Source organism: Planctobacterium sp. AWM4_229, assembly GCF_056160305.1.
This window is the reverse complement of the sequence record NZ_JBSWWX010000005.1, coordinates 107624-132652: the sequence shown is the minus strand read 5'-3', so window position 1 is coordinate 132652 and position 25029 is coordinate 107624. Positions and strand designations below refer to the sequence as shown.

The 25029-nt window shown below is 40.6% G+C and carries 19 protein-coding genes and 1 pseudogene; 1 reads left to right on the top strand and 19 read right to left on the bottom strand.

Annotation, left to right across the window (positions count from 1 at the left end; genetic code table 11):
* Window positions 1–37 precede the first annotated feature (37 nt).
* From ACXAGP_RS12290 to ACXAGP_RS12240, 11 genes are all read right to left on the bottom strand, one after another.
* The gene (locus ACXAGP_RS12290; RefSeq protein ID WP_475261720.1) at window positions 38–1702 is read right to left on the bottom strand and encodes an ulvan lysase-like protein; all 1665 of its coding nucleotides are present in this window, start codon (window positions 1700–1702) and stop codon (window positions 38–40) included.
* Window positions 1703–1704: 2 nt separating this feature from the next.
* On the bottom strand, window positions 1705–3600 hold the full coding sequence (gene asnB / locus ACXAGP_RS12285; RefSeq protein WP_475261719.1) for an asparagine synthase (glutamine-hydrolyzing): 1896 nt from the start codon (window positions 3598–3600) through the stop codon (window positions 1705–1707).
* A 14-nt stretch (window positions 3601–3614) separates the two neighbouring features.
* On the bottom strand, window positions 3615–4409 hold the full coding sequence (locus tag ACXAGP_RS12280; protein WP_475261717.1) for a glycosyltransferase family 2 protein: 795 nt from the start codon (window positions 4407–4409) through the stop codon (window positions 3615–3617).
* Window positions 4410–4630: 221 nt separating this feature from the next.
* Entirely contained in the window at window positions 4631–5701 is a 1071-nt protein-coding gene (gene wecB, locus ACXAGP_RS12275; protein ID WP_475261715.1) for a non-hydrolyzing UDP-N-acetylglucosamine 2-epimerase, read from the bottom strand.
* Between the two features lie 23 nt (window positions 5702–5724).
* Window positions 5725–6834, bottom strand: coding sequence for a DegT/DnrJ/EryC1/StrS family aminotransferase (locus ACXAGP_RS12270; protein WP_475261714.1), 1110 nt, complete (start codon window positions 6832–6834; stop codon window positions 5725–5727).
* Window positions 6835–6867: 33 nt separating this feature from the next.
* Window positions 6868–7449 (bottom strand): acyltransferase, encoded by a 582-nt coding sequence (locus ACXAGP_RS12265; protein WP_475261713.1) that lies wholly within the window; start codon window positions 7447–7449, stop codon window positions 6868–6870.
* 12 nt (window positions 7450–7461) lie between these two features.
* A complete protein-coding gene (locus ACXAGP_RS12260; RefSeq protein ID WP_475261711.1) occupies window positions 7462–8418 on the bottom strand; it encodes a Gfo/Idh/MocA family protein in 957 nt (318 codons plus the stop codon).
* A 356-nt stretch (window positions 8419–8774) separates the two neighbouring features.
* Complete coding sequence (locus tag ACXAGP_RS12255) at window positions 8775–10241, bottom strand: O-antigen ligase family protein (RefSeq protein WP_475261709.1); 1467 nt, start codon at window positions 10239–10241, stop codon at window positions 8775–8777.
* A gap of 12 nt (window positions 10242–10253) precedes the next feature.
* Window positions 10254–11543, bottom strand: a complete 1290-nt coding sequence (gene tviB, locus ACXAGP_RS12250) for a Vi polysaccharide biosynthesis UDP-N-acetylglucosamine C-6 dehydrogenase TviB (RefSeq protein ID WP_475261707.1) — start codon at window positions 11541–11543, stop codon at window positions 10254–10256.
* Between the two features lie 14 nt (window positions 11544–11557).
* Window positions 11558–12580, bottom strand: a complete 1023-nt coding sequence (locus ACXAGP_RS12245) for an NAD-dependent epimerase (RefSeq protein ID WP_475261705.1) — start codon at window positions 12578–12580, stop codon at window positions 11558–11560.
* 331 nt (window positions 12581–12911) lie between these two features.
* A complete protein-coding gene (locus ACXAGP_RS12240) occupies window positions 12912–14396 on the bottom strand; it encodes a Wzz/FepE/Etk N-terminal domain-containing protein (protein ID WP_475261704.1) in 1485 nt (494 codons plus the stop codon).
* Between the two features lie 202 nt (window positions 14397–14598).
* Between ACXAGP_RS12240 and ACXAGP_RS12235 the strand changes: the two are divergent.
* A pseudogene (locus ACXAGP_RS12235) lies at window positions 14599–15161 on the top strand (integrase core domain-containing protein); the annotation flags it as partial.
* A gap of 98 nt (window positions 15162–15259) precedes the next feature.
* On the opposite strand, the gene ACXAGP_RS12230 reads toward ACXAGP_RS12235, so the two are convergent.
* The 8 genes from ACXAGP_RS12230 to ACXAGP_RS12195 all read right to left on the bottom strand — a co-directional run bounded on the left by ACXAGP_RS12230 (window position 15260) and on the right by ACXAGP_RS12195 (window position 25019).
* Window positions 15260–16357 carry a glycosyltransferase gene (locus ACXAGP_RS12230; RefSeq protein ID WP_475261702.1) on the bottom strand — a complete coding sequence of 366 codons (1098 nt, stop codon included), beginning with the start codon at window positions 16355–16357 and terminating at the stop codon, window positions 15260–15262.
* Window positions 16350–17501: a glycosyltransferase gene (locus tag ACXAGP_RS12225; protein ID WP_475261701.1), complete on the bottom strand. Its 1152-nt coding sequence runs from the start codon at window positions 17499–17501 to the stop codon at window positions 16350–16352. Before ACXAGP_RS12225 ends, ACXAGP_RS12230 begins: the two co-directional genes overlap by 8 nt.
* Window positions 17498–18658: a tetratricopeptide repeat protein gene (locus ACXAGP_RS12220; protein WP_475261700.1), complete on the bottom strand. Its 1161-nt coding sequence runs from the start codon at window positions 18656–18658 to the stop codon at window positions 17498–17500. The genes ACXAGP_RS12225 and ACXAGP_RS12220 overlap by 4 nt, the downstream gene beginning before the upstream one ends.
* A 533-nt stretch (window positions 18659–19191) precedes the next feature.
* On the bottom strand, window positions 19192–20580 hold the full coding sequence (locus ACXAGP_RS12215; protein WP_475261699.1) for a hypothetical protein: 1389 nt from the start codon (window positions 20578–20580) through the stop codon (window positions 19192–19194).
* A gap of 191 nt (window positions 20581–20771) precedes the next feature.
* Complete coding sequence (locus ACXAGP_RS12210) at window positions 20772–22853, bottom strand: type II secretion system protein D (protein WP_475261697.1); 2082 nt, start codon at window positions 22851–22853, stop codon at window positions 20772–20774.
* On the bottom strand, window positions 22846–23391 hold the full coding sequence (locus tag ACXAGP_RS12205; protein WP_475261696.1) for a hypothetical protein: 546 nt from the start codon (window positions 23389–23391) through the stop codon (window positions 22846–22848). Before ACXAGP_RS12205 ends, ACXAGP_RS12210 begins: the two co-directional genes overlap by 8 nt.
* A complete protein-coding gene (locus ACXAGP_RS12200) occupies window positions 23384–23935 on the bottom strand; it encodes a hypothetical protein (RefSeq protein WP_475261694.1) in 552 nt (183 codons plus the stop codon). The genes ACXAGP_RS12205 and ACXAGP_RS12200 overlap by 8 nt, the downstream gene beginning before the upstream one ends.
* Window positions 23928–25019 (bottom strand): hypothetical protein, encoded by a 1092-nt coding sequence (locus ACXAGP_RS12195; RefSeq protein WP_475261693.1) that lies wholly within the window; start codon window positions 25017–25019, stop codon window positions 23928–23930. The genes ACXAGP_RS12200 and ACXAGP_RS12195 overlap by 8 nt, the downstream gene beginning before the upstream one ends.
* Window positions 25020–25029: the final 10 nt, after the last annotated feature.

Genomic DNA, 25029 nt, shown 5'->3' with positions numbered 1-25029 from the left:
TACCATAGAGGCATTGATAAAAAATTCCAGTACCTAACTATTTATTTGCCAATTCCACAGACCATGAATGACAAGTCTCGCCGTCACTATTCAGCTTATTAAGCTGCGCACTGTCGGCTTCAAATCGCATTTCTTTTTCTACGGTGGGGGATTGTTCGATAGAAAAATATCTAGCAGATGCCATGTGCATTCCAACAAAACGATTCCCTTTTTCGAGCCACTCGATTGCTGTGTTCATGACATTACTTTCAAAGTAAAGCCGATCTTCAATTTTAAGCGTATTAGGTTCGATGATTATTGTCCTATTAAGCTCCAACCCAGTTTCTTTCCTCCCACTTATCAGAACCTTCACCAAAAGAGCCTTGGTGATATTTCCAAGTAATATGCTTCTCATGACCGATAAGTTTAAAATGCGTAAAACTAGCATCTTCAAAGGAGTAGGAACCTGGTCAAGCAATTTAAAGAAAGAAACCTTGAACTCAACTTTATGCTCTGAAATTTCTACATTCTCTGCTTGCTGATTAATCTGTGTTGTAACTAATTGACCATTTTTCAGTCGCCCTACATAGCCCACTTCATCAACGATTAAAGTGCGATTTTTTTTGTTAAAAACTTTTAAAACACCGCCACTCGATACTCCAATGACAAGATAAGCCGTAGAGTTAGATATCACAGAGATACCGGCAGCCGAAAAACATTTTAAGAACCCATCTTCTTTCCACTTAAATATTGCATCCCGGACTAGATGAGGTTGTTCCTCCAAAGCTAGTATGTAGTTTGCACTCATTGGCGCGAGATTCCCCATATCAATCTCTAATAAATTGGGCATCCTTCCTTTTTCAATTCCCTTGAGGTATCCCTTTACAAGCCCTGCAGCCAACTTACACGTCCTAGCCAAAATCGAGAGCCCTCCAACATATAAATTGCAAGTACGACGGCTACCATATTCACCTGCAAAACTGCTATCCGGATGGAGAAAATAGGACAAAAATTCGGTACTTCGATTCAGCGAATCCTCTAGATGCTTACATTTAAGTATTGTATTACATTGAGCCAAGTAGTATACGCACAGGGATTGATATCCTGGATCTGCGCCGTCATATTCCAAGAACCAGCCTTCTCCGGACTGTTTTTCCATTATCTGCTGCACAATATAACGGCCCCTGAGAAGGTATTTCTCTTCAGAAAAATATTGATAGGCAAAAATTAAAGACCAAGCTGCACCTGCTAAATGATTTGAAATAAAGCCATGTGTTTCTTCATGAGAAACCAGAAAGTCAGCTGCTCTGCGAAGAGAATTTTCTATACCGATAATTCTGGTAGAATCTATAGAATACTCTTTTATGATTTTTAAACTGGCCAACAGTGGATGCAATAGGAATGCAGTTGCACCGAAACTGTGTTCCTGGGGAAACGCTTGGTCGAAAGAACCATCTTTGTGTTGTATTTTTACAGCAAATTCCAAACCAGAAAGCACAGCTTCTTCTAATGTTTTATCATACCCGTCACCATTTTTTAGAAACCATGCCAAGGTATACACATTTCTTTGATATGTCGCTTCTGGAAAGTCGGTAATCTTCCAAGCCCAATGGTGCCGGTCAAAACACCCATAAGTTTGGCAATAAGGATCGCGATTCTGTGTAAAAAGTAACTTCTTAACAACAGCTTCGATGTCAGAAAGACCAAAAAATGACTCTGACATACCTATACTCCCAACACTTCTTGATGCCACAACTCTAAAGAAAGAATTCCCCATAGCTGTCTTCCACCAACTCCCCCAAACTGCCCTGCATTCCGCAATACTTCAGGTTTGTAAATGCCACGATTCAGACTCTTTGTTGAGGAAAGTGTATCTATGACAAAGTCTCGAACAATTCCAGACTTCATCCAATCATTCAATGGCACAGGAAAACCCATTTTGTCTTTGCGCTCATTGATAGATTTTGGAATGAGATGCCCTGCCGCTTTTTTCAACAGAGACTTTGTTTCACCGCCATTAAACTTGATGCTTGCAGGAATAGATGAGACCAAATCAACAATTCTCCAGTCAAGCAAGGGTACGCGAGACTCAATGGACGCAGCCATGCTGACACGATCTTCAACATGCAACAATGCTGGCAATAATGTTTTCAAATCAAAGTGCGTCATTTTATTAATGTAAGAGGGTGACTCTATGCGATTAAAAATTGACTGGAAGTCTTCAAATACCGATTCAGCACAGAAACCATCAAGCATCTCCCCGGTCAATATATCTCCCAAATCAGGGCTGCGATCTATCAAACGAAAGTATCGCCTATCCATGTCATCAAATAAGCCTTGCTTCCAGAAGTTACTCAACATAGGTTTATATTGTTTTAACATCTGAAGGTTTGACATCAAATGCTCTAATGGAATAGCTGAACTTCCTTCTTCATCGTCTTGCATAATTTTAGCTTTTAAGGACTGTTCTAAGTAACCTACGAGATACCTAGCATAGCCACCGAAAATTTCATCACCACCTTGTCCACCAAGTACTACTTTTACATGTTTAGAAGCTTCTCTACTCACCATGAATTGAGGAAAGACTCCCGGTCCAGCCAAGGGTTCATCCATCATTTTAATTACATATGGCAGGTACTCGACAAAATCATTGGCACTGGGAGTAATTTCATGCAATCGCCCATTAATTTTTTGGCATACTTGTCTAGCGTAAGGAGTTTCATCATATTCTGGACCTTCAGCAAACTTTCCAGTAAACAAAGGTACACTGTCGTGTAATACATTAGACGCAAGTGATGACACTATGCTCGAGTCCAGCCCTCCTGAAAGGTAAGCTCCCAATGGTACATCACTACGAATTTGCAATCTCGCTGAATCCTGAAGCAAACTCGAGAGCTTTTCTAAAAAGTACTCCTCAGTGTGACTCTCATCAGGTTCGTAATCTGGAGACCAATACACATCTGTAGATGTAACCTTGTTACCTTTCCCTTTTATATACGTCGCGGCATCTAATTTAGTTATATCATTGAATAACGTATTTTCTCCAATACAAAATTGGAAAGTAAAGTATTGATTAAGGGATTCTCTGCTAACTTGAGCTTTAAACTCAGGGGTCTCGGTAAGCGCTTTAATTTCTGAAGCAAAATAAATAGCATCACCGAAGATTCTGTAATACAGCGGCTTTATGCCAAAGTGGTCACGAGCCATTAACCACTTACCTGAATGCGTATCGACAAAACAAAATGCAAACATACCTATCAGTTTGGACAATGCCTGCTCTCCGTATTGTATTAGCATCTGCAACAATACTTCTGAGTCTGAAAAAGTTTGAAATGATACCCCTTTGCCGATCAGTTCATTTCTCAACTCAATGTAATTATATATTTCTCCATTAAATACCAAAGCATAGCGACCATCTCCTGATATCATAGGCTGATGACCATGCTCCAGATCAATAATCGAGAGCCGTTTATGCCCAAGAACAGCTCCGTTTAATTCAATGCACCCTTGGTCATCAGGACCTCTATGATGTAACTGCTGCATCATAGAGTGTGCAACATTTTGCATGTCAGCTTGTTCTGCTGATGAGCGGCTGTTCAATATCCCTACTATTCCACACATAAAACTAACTACTTCTATTTGGCTTTATTGAACTGCTTGTACTTTTTCTTATATGACAATCGCCAACCACCAAATGGCCAATGGTACAATAATGCCATTGTCAAATATCCTAAGGTGGTAACACTACTCACCATCTTGCTCTCACTCACCTTTTGATCATAACGCAACATAAAAGGAACTTCTCCAAACTTGGCGCCCAGAATTTTAAGTTTTACCAACTTTTCTAAAGTGCAGGTAAACCCTAGCCCCTTTAATTGGATAAAATCGTTGCCGTAAAAAGTAATTGCTGATTGAATAATACTTGCGCGATATGCTCTGAAACCGCAGCTATATTCTTTTAATCCTTTTATCGGAAAAAATAACTTCATGAACATGTTCGCTGCACGACTAATTAAAGCCCTGTAAGCACTAACCCCTTGCTGACCACCACCCGGTTCAAAACGAGATGCAATCACCACATCAAAGCCCGCCTTCACTTTATCCAACATTGTTGGAATAAACTCAGGCTCATGAGTATCATCGCAATCTAGTCGAATGATATAGTCATCAGGTTTTGTAATTTCAGCAGCTCGCTCAAAAAGATCTCTAGAAGCTTCTCCTAAACCGCGATTAATTTTGTGAACGATTACTTCTATATTCATCGTTTTCTGGTACTCGTTCAGCAGTTCCAAAGTTCTATCTTTGCTACCGTCGTCACAAACCAGAATTTTGTATTTCTCACCCATTTTTTCAAATACAGTTGCCAGCTTAGGCATCAACAATGGCAGAGATTCCTCTTCATTATATGCTGGCAGTAGTACTAATATCATAATAGCCTTCCTGAGGTTAATAATCTTTTGATCACACAAGTACAAGAAAAAACAATATTCGGTCGTTCCTTTTTTTTAAGTACGTACGTGGTAATTTTCAATGAATGGACCAATAATAGTAGAAATGTTTGTAGACATGGTCTGAATAATTCAGCCGCATGGGCAACAAGTATTTTCTCTTCGATTTACTTTTACGTATCGATATACTAGAAATATAAACGTCAAATTAATGTAGTAACGATAGTTGCAGCCGCATTACCATCTCCATACGGAGAGCTCGGTACAACACTTTCCAGCTGTTTTTGTTTAGTGAATGCATCAATAATTTTGTTTCTTGAAGCACCAGCTATAATGTTCCAACCACTATCAACTGTTTCTACCCATTCAGTTTCGTCGCGTAGTGTAATACAGGGAACTCCATGAAAAAAGGCTTCTTTTTGCACACCACCAGAATCCGTTAGTATCATCCTGGAACCGGCCTCTAGCCTCTGCATTTCCAAGTATCCTACAGGGTCAATAACCTTGACGTTTCGCAATAAATCGTCCAAATTTAATTCAGCCAACTTTTTACGGGTTCGTGGATGCAAAGGCAAAACTATCTGTTCCTGTTGAGACAGCTCATCTAAAGCGCTAACAATGTTTCTCAACCTATCTGCACTATCGGTATTTTCTGCGCGGTGCACTGTACACAGTGAAAAAGCTTTATCCTCAAGCCCCCAATGGTCTAACTTATACTCGCTTTTGGCTTTTTCCAGATAATAGAGAGTAACGTCGAACATTACATCTCCAGTCAGGTACACCCCTTTCTGAACGCCTTCATTAGTTAGATTATCAATAGACAATTTCGTTGGACAATATAAATACGTTGAGACTCTGTCGGTCAATATCCTGTTAATTTCTTCTGGCATACGCATATTAAATGAACGCAAGCCTGCTTCCACATGGGCAACCGGTATATGCAATTTGGCAGCGGCTAAAGCTCCAGCTAGTGTTGAATTTGTATCACCATACACGAGTACGATGTCTGGAGATTCTAACTTTAAAATCTCTTCTACTTTTTCTAACATCCTACCTGTCATTGCGCCGTGGTCCAGCCCTGAAACTCCGAGATTATATTTGGGGAGTTTAATATCTAACTGATGAAAAAAAACATCAGACATTCCCGCATCAAAATGCTGGCCTGTATGAACAATAATCTCTTCGATGTGTGGTGCATTCAATGAAATGTATCGAGAAATAGCCGACGCTTTAATGAACTGTGGGCGAGCCCCCAGTATTGTAAGTATTTTCATAGTGTTTGTTTGGCTCAAATAAGTTAAATATTCATTAAAACATCGGAAATTTTGAGAACGCTCTCATCAGATAAATAACCGTGCATAGGTAGACTAAAGACGGTTTTAGCTAACGTTGACGCGATGGGGTAATCGCCATCAGAACAATTCAATGCCTTAAATGCTGTTTGTTGATGCATACAGGTACCGTAATATACCATGGTGGGAATACCATTAGCTTTAAAGACTTCCTGCGTTTCATTTCGATTTTTTGAAACAAGCGTATATTGGGCCCACGAGCTCAAATAATCATTAGGAACAACAGGCGTTGTAAATTGCTTTTCAAAAACCTGCAGGTATCGTTCTGCTAAGTTATTTCTCGCGTTTAACTCAGCAGGAAATGCATCTAGCTTTTCTAACAAAATGGCGGCTTGTATTGTGTCTAGTCGGCTATTAACACCGATACGAACATTATCATACTTATCTTGGCCTTTACCGTGGACCCTGAGTGAGCGACAAAGTGCTGCATAATCATCATTATTGGTAAAAACAGCCCCTCCATCACCATAGCAACCCAGTGGTTTTGCCGGGAAGAAACTTGTGGTGGCAATATCACCAAATGAGCCGGCACGCTTTCCGTTAATTTCTCCACCAAAGCCTTGAGCTGCGTCTTCAATTAATTTTAAATTATATTTATCAGCAATTGCTTGAATTTCAGGATAATTTGCTGGCAATCCAAAAAGATCGACCGCTACTATTGCTTTGGGATGCAATTCCCCTTTTGCAATAACTTTCTTGATTTGCTTTTCTAAATCCATCGGGCAAATATTGAAGGTCGATTCATCAGAATCTACAAAAACTGGCGTAGCCTTTTCCAATGCTATCGTTTCAGCCGTAGCGAAAAAGGTGAATGTTGGGCAAAACACAGCATCTCCTTCTTTCACCCCTAAAACCATCAAGGATAACGTTAATGCATCGGTACCATTTGCACAGGTGATTGCATGCTTAACACCAACATATTCAGCAAGTCTCTCTTCTAACTCCTGAACCTCAGGGCCCATGATATATTTGCCGTGCGTCAAGACAGTTTGAATTCGCTTGTCTATCTTAGTTTTTAAATGTTGATACTGTGCTTGTAAGTCTATGAATTGCATTCTTTTGCTTCTTTTTTAAAGGCTGTAATGACTTTAAACTTTTACTGTAACTTCACTGCCGATCAACTGATAGGTTTGACCTGTGTGAGGGCACTTAACTTCATCGTTTCCAGTCAGCGGTAAATTTAGTTGTTCTCCAAATTCACTCATCCAACCAACTTGTTTTGCTGGTACACCAACCATTAACGCGTATGGTTTCACATCTTTATTAACGACCGCACCAGCACCAACAAACGCCCATTTGCCAATGGTTACACCACAAACGATGGTACAGTTAGCGCCCAGCGTTACCCCCTTTTCCACTTTAGTGTTCCGATACTCATCTTTTCTTTCTATTCCGGAACGAGGGTTGTAGACGTTGGTGAATACCATGCTGGGACCACAAAACACCTCATCTTCCAAATGTACATTATCGTAAACAGAAACATTATTCTGTATTTTGCATTTATCGCCGATAGTGACTTTATTACCAACAAATACATTCTGCCCTAGTGAAACTTCAGAACCAATTACCGCACCAGCACATATATGAACAAAATGCCATACCCTGGAGTCTTTGCCTATTTTTGCACCGTCATCAACGATAGCACTTTCATGTTTATAATATTGTGTCATAAGTTAAATGGTTTATCTGTTTACTTTACTTATAAAAGGATGCTCGTCAGACCGATTAGTCAAAGTACTTTGCTCACGTATGGCGCTAACTATTTCAATGCTCATACGCGCTTCTTCTAAGCCAAATCCGTCACCAGAAAGGATATGTTCATAACTCTTAGTATGGAGATCTGTAAAGCCCCCCGAAAATTCAATTTCTTTACCATCAACAGTGATAGAGCGGTAGGTACGTTGACCAGCGGCTTTCACCACCTCAGGAATATAATCGTAATTCACTGATAAGAACCAACGTACTCTCGCGTGTTTATATTCTAAATAACCAGCATTAGCATCTTCTTGCTTTAAGTGGGTTTCATTCTTAACTGCCGGACCGAATACATAGCCCAGCATATCGTAAAAATGAACGCCTATGTTGGTCGCAATCCCACCAGACTTGCTATCTTCGCCTTTCCAGGAGGCAAAATACCAGTGCCCTCGACTGGTTAAATATGTCAAATCTACTTCAAACATCTTGTTGGGATCCTTTGCAACCTCTTTTGCAACGAACTCCTTCAAATCGATAATACTCTGATGCAGACGAAGTTGAAGGATGTTATAGATTTGTTTTCCAGTATCTTCCTGAACAACTTTCAGTGCGTCGATATTGCGCGTATTTAAAACAAGCGGCTTTTCACAAATAGCATGCGCATTGCTTCGAAGTGCAAATCTGATATGTGAATCATGTAGATAATTGGGAGTAGCAATGCTGACATAATCAATGCTTTTACCCTTTCGTCTCAATAAATCGATATGACGGTCAAAACGCTCATATTCAGTAAAAAAATCAGCGTTTGGAAAATAACTATCTATGATTCCCACTGAATCATTCTTATCTAATGCAGCAACAAGGTCATTCCCCGTTTCTTTAATCGCTTTCATATGCCTTGGCGCAATATAACCAGCTGCACCTATCATCGCAAAATTTTTCATCTATTGATTCCTAACGATTGTATTTAATTCAGGAATACTATGAGTATTCCGTAAGCAATTTTAAATCAGGGCTAATAATCTATTAGCAATAATCACTTTTGTTTTTTAGACCGCAAATGTGGAAAAGGTCGTCACTACCAACCTAAACCATTTTTACACGTAATTACCGAACACACTGTCTTTAAAGTTCTCCGTTCGCGAAAAGTAACTCAGTATTAATAACCTTGCTCTTGTATCATCGCCTATGTATCCTGATTGCGTTTAATAGAATTTGTGCAAATTCACCATTAAACTATCAACACTAAAAGCATCACCTCGGAAGCTGCCGCACATGCTCCTACAACACTTGGCATCAGCTACAAATTTTCGACCATTTCTGTTCTTTGCGAAGTTAACTGTGCATTTTTCCTTGCTACATTTTCATGGTACATTCCCAATAAAAAAGCAACGGTGACACAGCATCCTAACATCAACATCGCTAATTGAACTCTATAAGTGCGGGCGTTGATAACTTTAGATTGTTGAAATCGCTCAGCTACAGTAGACCTAAGACTCACTGAAATAAAATAGCTGGCGCAAATCACCCAAGGCAAGCTGTGATCTGGATAAAAGTCCACCATTAAGCAAGCTAGCATCGAGAAAATTGGCAGTAGCTGCAACATCTTCGTTCCGCTCATATACAACCGTCTGAATAGGAAAGCACACAGTAATAACACGACAATCCCCCCAAGCAAACCTGCGTCAACTAGCACTTGCAAGAAAAGATTATGGGTATTGTTCTCCTCATTTGGTGATGCCAGCCGGGCAACACCATTACTCGGCCCTAACCAAGGATTTTGCTGGATTAACTGAGCTGCAGTTTCCCATAATGGCAATCTATCACCAAATGCAACCAGCGATATATTGGGTATTAACTCAGAAAATGTAATCGTCCCTCCAGTTCTAAGTGAAATAAGGTACGGAAGCATGCTGGACAATTTCAATGCCGTTCTTTCCGGAGAAACCATAATAAACAGGTGAAAAAGCAAGAAAGCAAAAATCACCGACAAAAGAAACAATGACCTCTTACGCCAGAAAAAATGATATAGGAGTAGTCCAGACATTACCATCACTTGCAATAGAAAAACTCGTGCCCCGTTGATAGCCGCCGCATAAAAGATTAATGCCGCAAGCAATATAAGTAAGACTTTGCTTCTGCGAGGGAGAAGAGAAAAATTGTCACTCAGAAATACCAGGACAAGACTCGCAATGCAAATTCCAAGAACAGCCCCTAAATCGGTGCTTATTCGGAAAAATCCGGCTTTATTGTAGCCAATAGAAATAAAGAATTGAGAAATATAGTTTGCAGTAGAGGGATCCAGATGTTGCCATATTCTCAGTCCACATAGTAAAAACACGAAAAACCATGGCAATAGAACTAAAGTACTTCTTTTTAATCGGTTTTCGTCAGCCTGATTAGCTCGGACATCACAATTGAATAAGAAAAACAATGCTGCAAAAGTTCCGGTGACTGCCACACCCGTCAATCCGAAACGAATTATTTCATCGGCTTCTGCAGCTCCTTGAGCATTTGCAAATACTGATGTAATACACAAAAGGTGATAGACGGTGACCAGTATACTTACAGCCTTATATCTCTTCCAAAATTCTCTAAGACCGATATCAAAGAACACACGTTTGAATAGTAAACTGAAAACAACAACAACTGTAATCAATTCCATTGAGACTGGCCAATCTTCCCAAATCGTTTCCGGTCTGAAAATTGAGAGAAATAACACCGCAATAAAGAGGTAAGCCTGACTCAATGGATTGTAACGATACATCTCAAACAAACACTATAATCTAAAATCAACGAAATCCTTATCGAGACAGTTCTTTAGATCATAAATAACTTTGTCAGATTTACAGATTTTATTGAAATACGCGGCATCTAACGCGGTGAACTCGTTATGAGCGACCGCAAGTAACACGGCACTATAATAGTCATTTTTCTGAGGCAATGATTGCAATAAATCTATATTGTATTCAACCTTCGCTTCTTTTTGTTCCACCCACGGATCGTACACTTCTACGTTCAAGCCATAATCTTGCAACTCAGTGTAAACATCTGCAACCTTGGTATTTCTTAGATCGGGACAGTTTTCCTTAAAGGTCAATCCTAAAATCAGCACATTTGCTGATTTTATTTCCACCTGTTTTTGACACAAACACTTTATTAATCGAGAAGCTACAAAACTCCCCATACTGTCGTTGATTCGCCTTCCAGCCAAAATCATTTCAGGGTGATACCCAATACTTTGTGCTTTATGAGTCAAATAATAAGGATCAACACCAATACAATGACCACCAACTAAACCAGGCTTGAAAGGAAGGAAGTTCCATTTAGTTCCTGCAGCCTTTAATACCGATTCTGTGTCTATCCCCAACTTATCAAATATCAAAGCCAGCTCATTGACTAGTGCAATGTTGACATCACGCTGTGTATTCTCTATCACTTTCGCAGCTTCTGCGACCTTAATACTCTCAGCCTGAAATGTCCCCGCTACAATGATTTTTTTGTAAAGCTCATCAACAAAAGTAGCCGCTTCACTAGTTGACCCCGAGGTTACTTTTGCGATTGTAGGTAATCTATGCTCTTTATCACCCGGATTTATACGTTCTGGACTGTACCCAACATAAAAGTCAACATTGAACTTCAAACCCGAAACTTTTTCTAGAATAGGTACGCAAAACTCCTCGGTAGCTCCCGGATAAACAGTCGACTCATAAATGACCACATCCCCTTTATTCAGCACCGAACCTATGGCTTTACTTGCGCCATCCAGTGGGCTCAAGTCTGGCCTTTTTGATTCTTCAATCGGAGTGGGTACAGTAACGATAAATACATTACAGTCTCTCAAATCTGCAATCTCAGTGGTAAAATTTAGTTTCTCAGCACTGACTAACTCATCCTTTGGCACTTCCATGGTGCGGTCATGACCATTATTCAACTCGTCTATGCGACAGCTGCTTATATCAAACCCCTTGACCTCCAATATTTTGCCGAATTCAACAGCCAACGGCAGGCCAACATAACCCAAACCGATTACGGCAACTCTCACATCAGATATGTTTGATAGTGTCATAATTTTTCTGATACCTATATCTCGTAATAATCTCTATACCAATTTACAAAGTGTGACACACCTACTTTTACAGGAGTATCTGGCTTATAATTTACGCTATTTTCCAACTCAGAGCTGTCAGCATATGTATCAGGAACATCACCGGCTTGAAGTGGTAACAAGTTAAGACTAGCCTTCATCCCTAAAGCCTCTTCAATCGCCTCAATGTATTCCATCAACTTGACAGGATTATTATTCCCGATATTAAAAATTCTAAATGGAGCGGAACTAGTTGCAGGGTCCGGAGCGTTACTATCCCATTCGGGATTCGGCGTCGCGACTTTATCATTAGCCTTAATAACCCCAGCAACAATATCTTCTACATAGGTAAAATCACGAGTATGATTTCCGTTATTAAAGACGTCGATAGGTTTGCCTTCCAATATATTTTTTGTAAACAAATACAATGCCATATCTGGTCTGCCCCATGGACCATATACGGTAAAAAATCGTAATCCCGTCGTTGGTAAACCAAACAAATGACTGTAGCTATGTGCGATTAATTCATTTGACCTTTTTGTTGCAGCATAAAACTGAAGAGGATGATCAACACCACGATGCTCACTAAAAGGCATATTAGTATTAGCACCGTATACACTACTTGTGCTGGCATAAGTTAAATGCTGAACATTGTTATACCTGCAGGCTTCGATTATATTTGTAAACGCAATTATATTACTTTCAACATACGCGTGAGGGTTCTCCAATGAATACCTCACCCCCGCTTGCGCTGCCAGGTTTATTACTCTTTCAATTTGATTCTCTTTGAAACACTGAGCCACTGCACTTTGGTCAGCCAAATTAGCCCTAACATGAGTATATTCAGAGCCTGTTTTTTCAGCTGTTTCTTTGAGGATTTGCAATCTCTTTTCTTTTATCCCAATATCATAATAATCGTTAACCGAATCAAACCCGACTACTGAATCACCTCTTTCCAAAAGGTTTTTGGCCGTATGAAAACCAATAAAACCGGCATTTCCAGTTACTAGTATCTTCATTGATTTCCTCTTTTTACATTTATTTCTATTAGAACAATTAACAGCTATTGGGAAATGGCAACAATTCTTAAGACGAATTAACTTTAAAGTTGCTGGCAGACTTCTTTATCATCTTAGTGCGATCGTAAACCAGTAAAGGCCAGTGAAAAATACAAAACATGAGTATACATCTTTTAATTCCAGTGCACACCGTAAGGAATGTCTGCTATTACTATCTGAGTCAACATTTGACTATAGTGTTCAATCTAATAACACATTTGACAATAATGAATCATTATTAATGTGTAAAATCTCTGAAGGCAGACACTTTGCGCATTCTATTCGTTTACCTTTAATTGAGCCTTCGCCTCTTAATTCCGGCTCCAACCAGCACTACTATCAGCGCAACAAGCACACTTATCAATATCCCAAGTACTATAATCAAGTTTCTATTGGTCTTGATGGGAATGCCTGTAGCAAATGCAGATTTGGTAATTCTTATTGGCTCCACTGATTCCAGGACCATAGGCTGTTGTTCAAGTTTTCTGATATCCGCTAAGATGCGCGGTAAGTCTTCGATGTAAAGATCATCTGATTCTCTTTCTTTCAAAAACTCTAGATCTTTATCATTTTTGAGAAGAGCCATTTTTCTTTTTATCTCTGGAATATCGGATAATAACGAATAATCTTCAGTCTGATTTTTTAATCGTTCCAAACGCTTATCATCTTTTAACCGTTGAATTTCCATAGAAATTTCAGATAGCTCTTTAACATAAACTTCGTCGTTTGTTCGATTGACCAACGAATCTATAAGAGCCACAAGAAACTCAGTACCCATAAGGTACAGTGGAAGGGTAGTGTTTTCAGTTAAGTTTATATTGGTAGAGTTATCACCTTCCCTGGCTTCTCGGAACTCAGTCACTGGCGTTGGCAATTTAATATTGAGCCGTTGAGCCACTTTAAGGGCGTCTTTTGCTTCAGCTATCTGTGTTTCACGATCTTTTTTGCTCTTTTCCACAAGAAGTTGGTAGCGCTGATTCAAACGTTGGATTGCTATCTCATTTTTCGCCTCAATGGTGGCTATCTCAACCAACCTATCTTCTTTGGCTTTTTCTACCATTACCTCTATTTGCTGACTGAGCTTCCGCAATTCAAGAGCATTTCTCTGTTCTATCCGCTCAATTTCCATTAATCTTTCAGCTTTAGCGGATTCCCTTAGTACAGCTAATTGTTGTTTAAGCTGATTAATTTTACTCATTTTTAACGTCTGTGATTGCGCTTTCAAGTCATCTAAAAGCTTCTCTGAAGTGAATGACAAATACTCATTAATAATTGCAACTATTTCTTTTTCTTTAGAATGAGTTAATGAAATTGAAACTTTGAAAGCAGTAGCTTCACCAGGTTCGTCTGTACGAGTGAAATTCTGAAATGACAACTCTTCACCCAGATTAACCGCTAGTATAGTATCAGTTAATTCTGACTCAGGATACAACGCACTTATAGTTCCACTAGACAGAAGAAACTCAGTAAAATTGTTGGATGCGTTTAACGTGTCTAAATATCGAGTAAATAGTTGCTGTGCATTCAAGTTAATTAACGAGTTATTATTAATTACTGCGACATCACCCTCATTCGGGAGTGCAATATGTGCAACTACTTTGTACTTAGTGGGGATAGTTGATGCAAGTAAAAAGGATATCAACGCACCTATAATTACACTTAAAAATAACGACTTCCAATGCTCAACAATATCCATTATCAGCCGTAATAAATCGATCTCGTCGCTTTGGTAGTTTTGTTGACTCTTTTGCGATGATAGCTGTATTTCGTTTTCCATTCTCAGTTATGCTTGCCTCACCATTCCAAGGCGGTTGATACTATAGCATTTACACTAATCTTAAAAGCATATATTTACATTTAATCACAGTATTCAGTCTCATTTTATTGGTCCAGAAAATAAGATTATCTGGACTTTGCTACCCGTTTTTTATACATCAAAGACTTTAACTGGAACTCCGATGACCTTTCCCCTGAACCGGAGCCATAAACGCGTTTATCGTATTTATTGTGTGCTTGCTTTAAATCTACGAATAAAGCCTCGAAGACGTTTAAAGCGTAATGTGCCTAATCCACTCAAAGAGACAATTAAGTCGAATCATGTATGGTCGATTGATTTTATGCATGACCAGTTGTCTTGCGGACTGAGCTATCAAGTATTAAACGTCATTGATGATTATACTTGTATTGAAGCTGGGTTCTCCCAGCCTTCAATACAAGTATTACGGTGCCTCAATCAATTACTGGAGTGAGGTGAAAAGCCACTGGTCACACGCTATCATAATAGACCGGAATTCATCAGCCATAAGTTCACACAATGGGCTAAAAAACACGAAATAAGGATAGATTACTCCAGCCAGGTAAGCCACAACAAAACGCTTACATTGAGTGGCACAACCGAGCAAAAAGATACAGCTAGGTGAGCAAGCACCTGTTTGATTCATTGGAAGAAGTACAGGAGTATACAACACAATGGCTTTGATTTTATAACCATCAGAGACCACACAAAGCCAATAGAGGCAAATCACCTCTAATGGCAGCCTAATCTCTACTTTTAACTTGGGTTAAAAATGGGGGTTCACAGTTTATTTCTTAGACTAAATCATTAAATAAGAAGTTGACTTTTACATATACTAATAAATCTTAAAGATGCTTACCTAATTGCTTCCAAAAATAACTTTGACTAAAAACATTAACACTTTCTTGGCATTGATACCTATAATCAACCTCGTTCTTTTTTTTAATCAAATATTCGACCGCATTTATCAAAGAGTTACCATCAGAGTTTTCAAGTAAAATTCCGGTTACATCATCAACTATTGTCTCAGTTAAACCTCCCTCATTAACCCCAATTACAGGCTTCCCCGCCCCCATCGACTCAACAGGGCTCATTCCAAAATCTTCGTCTTTGGGGATGTATATTGTTGCAAGACAATTGCCTACCAGCCTAGCTAGCTCTTCTTCTGAGACCCAACCTGTAAAAGTGATATTTGGGTAACCTTTGGCGAGTTGTCGTAAATAGCTGTCCTGTGAGCCGCCTGAAGTGACTACCAGCTTTTTATCAGGCATTGCCATAAATGCCCTTACTATTGTTTCTACGCGCTTGTAGGGCTCTAATCTTGCTGTAGAAAGAAAATAATCCCCATCAGAAATATATTTAAAGCGCTCAATATTCACTGGTGGATAGACAACTTCGGCTTCTACATTGAGATACTTCTTCAATCGCTGCTGGACATTTTTTGAGTTGCACAAAATTACGTCCATTTTTTCAAGTGATTGCTCATATTTTGGCTTATACCAATTGATGAGAGCCTTTAGCGCCGGCCTCTGCCATATAGGCACTGAGTCTAAATAATAATCTATTAAGTCATATACAAATCTTGGAGGCGTATGACAGTAATATATGTTCTTCTTTGCAGTGGTATTTAATGCGGCCAAGGGCGCATTGCTACCTGAAAAAATAACGCTATCGTAATCGCTTAAATTCGGGCATTTTTGCATAAACGCTTTTGCGCATTTAATGGTTTGCCATCCCTGCATTGAAGTTGCTAAAGTTAATTCTGTAACTCTGCTTGCTTCTATGGGTAAGGATTCAAAACACGCTTTGTTTATCCAGCCGGTTATCAAGTCCATTTGGGGGAAGTGTTTGCAGAGATCGAGTGTCACTGCCTCTGCCCCTCCTTTCACTTGCAGGAAATCGTACATAACGGCGCTTTTAGGCTGCGATGTAGCACTATTCATTACCGATGCCTGTATAAAGTTTATTTATCTTGGTGGAGACAGCTTTGATATCAAAGTGGGATAGAACTTTTGCATAAGCATTAGCACTGTATTCTATCAACTTCTTTCCACTAGCCAGATTCAATATCAACTGCACGATGCTCTCTGAGTTCGAAGCTTTTGTAATTATTCCGGTTAACCCGTCTTCCACAACATAACTCATCCCAGATCCTTCTACATCACTAATCAGGGCTGGCACACCATAATTAGCAGCTTCCAATAAAACCACCCCAAATGCTTCAGTACGTTCTAATGAGGGCAACAAAAGTAAATGAGACTTTTTGAGAACATCTTCTTTAATAGACTCTCCGACACTGCCATGCCAGGTAATCATGTCACTAATCCCCAGCATCGAACACTCTTCGTGGAGACTATCTTTTAGCTCTCCGTCACCGATAACATCTAAATGCACAGAAATATTCTTTTCTTTCAGTTGTCTCAACGCTTTCAGCACCAGCGAGTGCCCTTTGTAGTAAGAAAGCCTGCCAATCATGCAAAGCTTTAGTGCGCCATCACTAAAAAACGTTTTACTACGAATATCAAATTCTTGTAGTTTAATACCTAGAGGGACAACCACACATTTATCTGCGAAAGGTTGCAGTGGAACACTGGTTTGAAGATAAGGTGGAGAAGTAGCGATAACCTTATGCGCTTTTTTTAGCATCCAGGATTCTAAAACTCTGTAAAACGGATAAAACAAGCGCACAAGTCTGGTTGGAGCAGAGCCTAGCACATCTGCATGCCAATGAATGATGATTTTTGCTTTTTTGGAAAAAAAGCGCTTTATAAATAAGATCCAAAAAGCCGATAAGTTTGGCATGTGCACATGCAATATATCCGGCTCTTCCTGCCTGATCGCCTTAATTAACTTGCCAGGGAACAAAGGGGCGACTGGTGCAAACACCAGTTGCCCAAATGATTTAACCTCATAAATTTTGCAACCTTGCCATTGGTAACATCCATTTTCTGATTGCAATGTGTCTGCGTGTATTAATGCAGAAACATTTATGCCGCTCTTTGCTTGCTCTTCCATAAGTTGTGACATGAATGTCTCTATACCACCGTATCGTGGTGGAAAGTACTTCCCTATATGCAATACCTTCACAGGCCACACGCTTTCTGCAAAAGGGGAACGGCTGCATTTTCAGGATCCAGTCTTGCGGCGCGCTCGATTAACCCTTCTGCCATATTGCAGTAACCCTGATTTATTTTCTGTTCAGCCATGACGATAAATATCCTGGCTTTTATTTTACGATTATCAATTTCTTTAAGAGCGACTGCAGCGAAACGGTTTGCTGTGGCGATTTTGCCGTTGTCATACAAAACTTTCATGTAGGATGTAATGGCACCCGCTTCAACCTTACCAATTTCTTCACTTACCTGTAATCCCATCTGCATCCATTTTTCAGCTTTTTGCAAGCGCCCTCTCTCGGCATAATAAACCCCTACCGCGGAATAGGCCCTTGGATTTTGAAAGGTATGAGTGAGCTCATTACGATAAAAGTCTAGTTTATCGCTCCATAGTTGGCCACGCTGATAAGTCACCTGGGAGAACACCAACAATATCCCGCCACATATTACTACTATATACTTAGAAGGCACTTTGCTTGTAATAAGTACATGAGCAACAACAAGCAGAAGCGCCAGATTGGGTAAATAAGTTCGATGCTCAAAAGCCAAATCATCTAGCACAATCAAGCCGCTAGATTCCACACTATGCAGCGCGTAAAAAAGCATAATGGCGAAACTCAGTAAAGGCGCTTTATCGCGTTTTGCGACAGCCACACCAATCACGACTATATGTCCAATAAATGCTAACCAGGTCGCTGAGTCCGACCATGTATTGAGTATCGGCTCATATTCCAATAACAATGGATGGGGAATAAAAAACTTATAGCTATATAACCACAATACCGACAACTGATGTGTAAAGTATTGCCATTGAGTCATGGTAGTTGTGTTTGTAAAGGAGTTGAACTTATCCAATAAATTCATACTGAATAGAAAATCTGCTAGTAAAAAGCTAAATAACGCCCCCAGGGAAACAATTATCAGCTGTGATACATATCCGTTTAAAACACCCTTTTTATGAAGTGCCTCAAAAACAAAAACTCCAAGAAACAGGGTGGCGAAATTTTGTTTGGACATAAGGCCAGCGACCACAGCAACCAGAAATAGCGTAAGAAAGAATAATTTTCTAAGTGTAGTTGTGCTGTTAAAGCGCCATTGTAGGTATGCGATAAACGCCAGCATAGCAAACAAATAAGCTAACAATACCCCGCGCTGTACCACATAAATAACGGCCTGTGAATTCAGCGGTAAAACCACAAACAACAAGCCACAAAATAATGCAGTATAGCGCAAGCGTTTGGGGCTCTTATTTACTGTGAAGTGTGTCAGCAGCAAACGTATAAGCAAATACGTCAACACACCATTAATGAAGTGCAATAACAGATTAATAACTCTAAAACCTACGGGATCTTCGCCCAACCATTGTAAATTCAGCGCAAAGCTAAAATAGGTGATTTCGCGAAAGGTAAAAACCTCAGCTATGGTTGCCCATGTAGGGGAGTTCCTCAATACCATATGATTGACGATTGATTCGAAATCATCAAGGTAAAACGGTGCCGAGAAAGAGGAAGAAAAAACAATGGTAACCCAAACAACAGCGAAACATACAAAGAAAAGATTTATTCGATTACTCATAAAGCTTGAATATTAAAAGTTGAGTTCAGTAAATATCAGACACAAAAAAGGCGAGTAAAACTCGCCTTTTGCTTAGTAACTAAACTAAATTAGTCAGTGAAAAGACCAACTTGAATGCGGTCACCACGTACGTTGTAAGCGGCGAATACTTCGATGTCAGCTTTCGGGCTGTTAACAGTCAATGTCATATCAACGTTACCAGAACCTGCGAAACCTGCGTCAGTCAGAGCAGTTTGGATAGCACCGTTCAGACGAGTTACTGTACCAGCAACAGCAGATACATTCAGAGTAACTGGACCGTAAGACTCACCACGGCTGTCGATAGCAGTCAGCTCAATCTCACCAGTAACAGAACCGTCGTTAGTGATGTGAATGATTTGAGAGATACCAGAACCGTAAGGCATGAATGGAATGTTTACAGTTGCACCACTTAATGCCCATGAACCAGCTGAAAGACCAGATACAGTCAGTTCATCAGTACTGGTAGTAGAACCAACAGTGTAGCTGTAACCTAACTCAACAGCAGCAGAGAAGCTTTGAGCCGCCAATACTTCAGCGTCGTCGTCGTCAGCACCGTCAACAGTCAGAGTTAACCCCAAGTTGTCGTCGCCAGAAGTCAAGCCAGCAGTTGTGCTGATAGTGAAAGTAGTGTTGTCGTCAGACAAAGTTGTTTCGTCTTCGTCTTCTGAAACGCTCGTACCAGTCAAAGCATAAGTGTCGCTGTCCAGGTTACCGTCACCGTCACGCATGAAAGAAAGGTCTGAACCTGTGAACGTTAAAGTTGCACCAGTTGAAGTAGTACCTAAAAGGTCTGCACCGAACTCAGCGTCGATAGTGAACGCGTCAGTAGTACCACCAGTGAACTCTTTACGCTCTTCTTCAACGTCGATTACACCGTTAAGGGCCGTACCTGCAACAACAGCGAATTCAGAAGCAAGGTAAGCAACAACGTTAGAAGCCGCAGCGTCAAACGGAGTTACAGTTGCACCGAAGAAACCTGAAGAAGATACAGAAACCGCACCAGTGATACCAGACAGAGTCAGGTTATCAAGTGCGAAAGACTCACCAGCTTCAGCTACAGTACCAGCAGAATCCAAACGGAAAGTGATAGTTGCAGTGTTAGTATCTGCATCATTCTCTGTAGACAACCAAGTGAAGTCAGAACCAGCAGTACCAGTGTTAGTCAACGTTGGAGTATCAGAAGTGCTTGCTTGTGCACCTGAGATAGTGAATACCAAAGTTGTTTCTTCGTCGTACTGTGCGTTAGAACCAGCAGTGAAGATAACATCGATTTCGCCAGAACCAGCACCGATATCGATGCTTTCAGCGATATCGAAACCTTCAGCAGAAATCAGTGGATAATCAGCACCAGTGATGTAAGAAGAAGAAAAACCATTAGTTGTAATGGTGCCAGCGTTTGCAGAAGCAGTAGCAACTACAGCAGCAGCAATTAGCGTTTTTTTAAAGATTGAATTCATTATATCAATTCTCCAATTTCATGAAATTGGGAGCTAAATATTAGAGTGTGTTTAGCTCCGTTCCTATTCCTTAATTTTACCTAGGGTTTAAGGATTCCAGCTTCAGGCTTCTTGCCCTCCACTGTTACCGGATATAATTCTTATTGAGTGACTACATATTGTCAACTAAAAATTCAAATAAATTCAGTCGACTAGTTCTCAATTGTAATGTTTCTTAAACCGCTTTGAAAATCCGATATGATTTTGTCCCATTGTTCTGAGCTTTCTATGACTTTAGGGGTAACTACCATTACCAGTTCGGTTTTGGTTGAGCTGTCATTCTGCCCCCTAAAGACATTGCCAATAATAGGCAAGTCACTCAAGATAGGCACCGCATTTTCACCATTGGTGGTGTTCTCACTTATCAACCCCCCCAATATCACGGTACTACCACTTTCCACTACTGCCTCTGTTTTTAAAGAGCGTTCAAATATTGTTGGTGCACTGGCAGTGGCTTCAGCGTTTAGGGCATTGCTAATGGTTTGATTAATAGTCATGATCACAATGCCTTGAGCATTCACTGTGGGGGTCACAGTGAGTGTCACTCCGGTTTTCTGATAACTGATATTGGTACTGGTTACCCCTTCACTGGCTACAGCTGTCTGAATAGGGAAGTTTGTGCCCACATTAATTGTGGCACTCGTACCATCGCGCACTAACAAAGAAGGGTTTGATACTATATTAACCGCCGTGTTACCACGAAAGAACGAGGCGGCCACCTGAGCTTGAGTAGTACCGACAAAATCCAAATCCTGAAACTCTGTCGAAATCCCTCCAGTACCGTTGGCATTGAATGCACCCAATGTGGAAATACTGAATCGGTCACTATTGCGCAGCGCAAACTCAACACCGTATTTGAAATCATCCGTTAAACTTACTTCCGCAATCATCACATCCAGTATGATTTGTTTTGGCAGGGTGTCCAGGCGCTTGAGTAAGGGCAGCAGCTTGAGGTAATGAGTCCCGGTTGTACTGAAGATCAGCGAGTTACTGCGCTCATCCACAACAAAAGAGATATCCGAGCTATTTAAAACGTTTGAATTGACGGATTCGCTGCGAAGTGCATCGGCACCTGCACCAGTACTGGCATTGTTTTTTCCGGCCCTTGGTGATGGTGATACACCTGTACGTAAAGATAGCAAACCACTGATACTGTTCCCCAAATCAGAGGCTCTGGCATAATCCGGGTTATAAATAAAGTACTGGGCATTTTCGCCTTTGGAAGGTTGATCCAATATAGTCGCCCAATAGCGCACACGATTGAGATGATCTTCTTCACCAGTAAAAATCGCAATTGCCCCAATGTGGCTTAATGGTACAAAATACACCACTTTGCTTTTATCGCCGGAAAGTCCCGCGGGAACCCCTTCATTTTCCAGTAGCTCTACCGCTTCCTGTACAAACAACTCAGAACTGATGTACTCCAAGGTAAGTAACCCTATATATTTACCTCGATTTGTAGGCACATCCAACAAACTAACAAGTTCCAAGGCTCGCAAAATATCCTGACGTTTACCCAAGATAAACAATGCGTTTTGCTGAAAGTCTGGGCTTATGGTGGCATCGGTAAGCTGCAATAAGGTTCTTTCCAGCGATATTTTGATGCCGTACTTTATGGGCACAACTTGCAATATTTGTTCATTTGACTGCGGAACCGAAGATGCCGTTCGGCCAATACCGATTTGTGCCTTCGCTTTGGCCATCGTGCTTTTTTGAATAAAAAAGGTATTCTCATTAAAATCAATCGATATCTGCATGGGGGTTAGCACCGCAGAAATCAGTTTTAGCACTTCCGGTTTGGTCAAGGCATTTTGAACATTTAAGGTAACTTTGTTTTTATCGCCTTTTAGCTCGGGAGAGAGAACATAATTAATCCCTAAAATTTCACCAAACGCGTAGTGCAGAAACTGCTCCATCGGTAAATCATTGGCCGCCATGGTCACGGATTTATCATCCAGGCTGGGCAATGCACTTGAAAAGCGATCAATCGTTAACTCATTATTGCGTTCGAGTACTTCCAATAAGTCAAAACCAGATTGACGTAATCGAATTCCCTCAATTTGCTTTCCATAATCATTTGATAAACCAGAAACATCACCCGTATCTTTCAAGTAGGAACTTGCTATGTTGTGTTTTTCCCGCTCAGTGTTCTCTGGCGTAGATTGACAACCAGCCAATGTCAGTAAAAATAATGTACATGTTGTGATTTTTTTTGAGTGGGAGCGTTTAAACACCGTTACTCTCCTTATTAAACAAAATTAGGCTGATTATTTGTTGACCATTGTCAAGGGTAATGCCTTTGGCATTAATTTCTGTCACCTTGTAACCGTCAAGCTCCTCTCCCGCCTGCAATCTATGATAGGTTGATGCTTTATCAGCAAATTTAATTTTATTAACAACCGCAAAGGGCTGCTGTTCAAAAAACAAGCCTGATAATCCAATTTGGTAATCTTCGCCAAACTTCTGAAAATACGGCCTGATGGTTTTATCAATCTTTGGACTTCTTTTAGCAGCATTTGCTGCTCGTCGCGCAGCCTCGTCTTCACGCTCAGAGTTTTTCTTTCTTGACCATTCATCAAAAATCGACATCTTAGATTCAAACTCTGGCTTCTCACCAAGGCTATCTCCTGAATGTAAGCCTTGGACGGCAGGTATCTCGCGAGGTGTAATACTGCTCTCAACACCAGAGAATAAATTGGGTACAAAATCAAACAACAATAAGCCCAGCATGATGAGTAAAAAACTGAATGCAGTATGCGAAGCTCTAACCATTGTTACCCTCGGCTACATAATAAAATTGATAAACCATAGTGCCAGAAACATCCCCCAACCTCTTTTGTCTGAGGATCTGCTTTTTGATTTGAAGCCTTACTTGACTGGTAGTAATACCCTCGCCCAGGTTTTCCAGGCTAGTTTGAAATCCGACAAAGTCTTCCAGGTTAGCATCCACTTTAAGCTCCATAGTAGAGATCATGGGCAGTCCTTCGATGTGACTAACCCATTCCTGGCTCTCAAAAGTCACATCGTGCTGCTCGGCTAACTCATCAAGTCGTTTCTGTATTTGCAACGTGGCGGCTTTCTGAGATTGATAGGATGGAAACTCAGATTTTTGTGCACCGAGCAACTGATTAACCTCAGCAAGGGTTTTGTCTAATTGTTCAGCAGAATTCAGCATGCTCTCGCCTTTTTGATACCTGGCGCTGAGGGTATCCACTTCGGCTTCAAGCTCTTCTAAGATAGCAAATCCTGGGTATAGCAAAAATCTAACCACCAGCAACGCCGCTACGATGGCCAATAATATCTGCTGCCTATTCATTTGTACCTCCTTGCCCAAATTGAACATCCAGATTAAACCGCTGATTACCACGACTCCTCGCCACCGAACTAGCGAGTTGTGCTTTTGCCACAAACGCTAAGGATTGCACGAATTCCAGGCTTTCCGCAGCAGACTTTGCCTCTAGTCGCACGGTAAGGTCTCCGCCTTCTCGCTGAAGCCTCAATACGGAAATATCATTGCTCACCAGATGCGCTACTAACTCCCAAATATACTCTGTTCCCGATGCCCCGCTGCCACTGGCCTGCACTTGTTCAAGCAAAGCGATTTGTTTTTCCAGTTGCTTTTCTTTTTTGACAAACAAGTGTAGCTGTTGCTGCTCAATTTTATCTCGGAAATACCCTTCCATCATATTCAGATAAGCAAAGTTGGCACCTATATAAAGAGCCACAGCTCCGAATACTCCGAGCAACACAGAGGGCCAATGAAACGCACTATTCAGGTATGCCCCCCACATCTGTGCTTTCATGATTGGCACAAACAAGGTTTTTCTAATGTTGAAGATGCCTGTGAGCAAATCCGTGGCTAAGCGGGTTTCATCTTTACTCACAGTTTTAGCATCAATATCTGCGCCAATGGAAAGCAGAAAATTGTTTGGTGCGGAAAAGGTCCCTTTGCTCAACGTGGAATAAACACGAGGCCCTTGTTTAAATAAAAACAATTGGTGTTGGGAAAGCTGATAACTGACCAATTCGCCATCCACCGTACCAGCCTCCAATACTATGGTTTCTGGCACCCAGACAGATTGAGCATTTGTCAGAAACTCGCAAACACTAGCATCCGGTGTCCAAACTTTAACTAGCGTGTTGTGATCAGAGCTTTCATGCACAAAGCGTATTGCGTTATCCGGAAATTCATTATTGATGATCCCATTGAGATCAGCTCTGTCTACTATTGGATACTGTTTATAGGTCTCTTTGTAGTGCTTGCGGGAAACTATACACAGAGCATATCGACAATCTGTAACCTCTTCTTGCTCAACCTTTATAAAGCCCGATTCACATACTCGATACACGACATTGTCGCAATACCAGTAAATTCGTTTTTTTATTAAATTTGTTATCATTGAATGCACA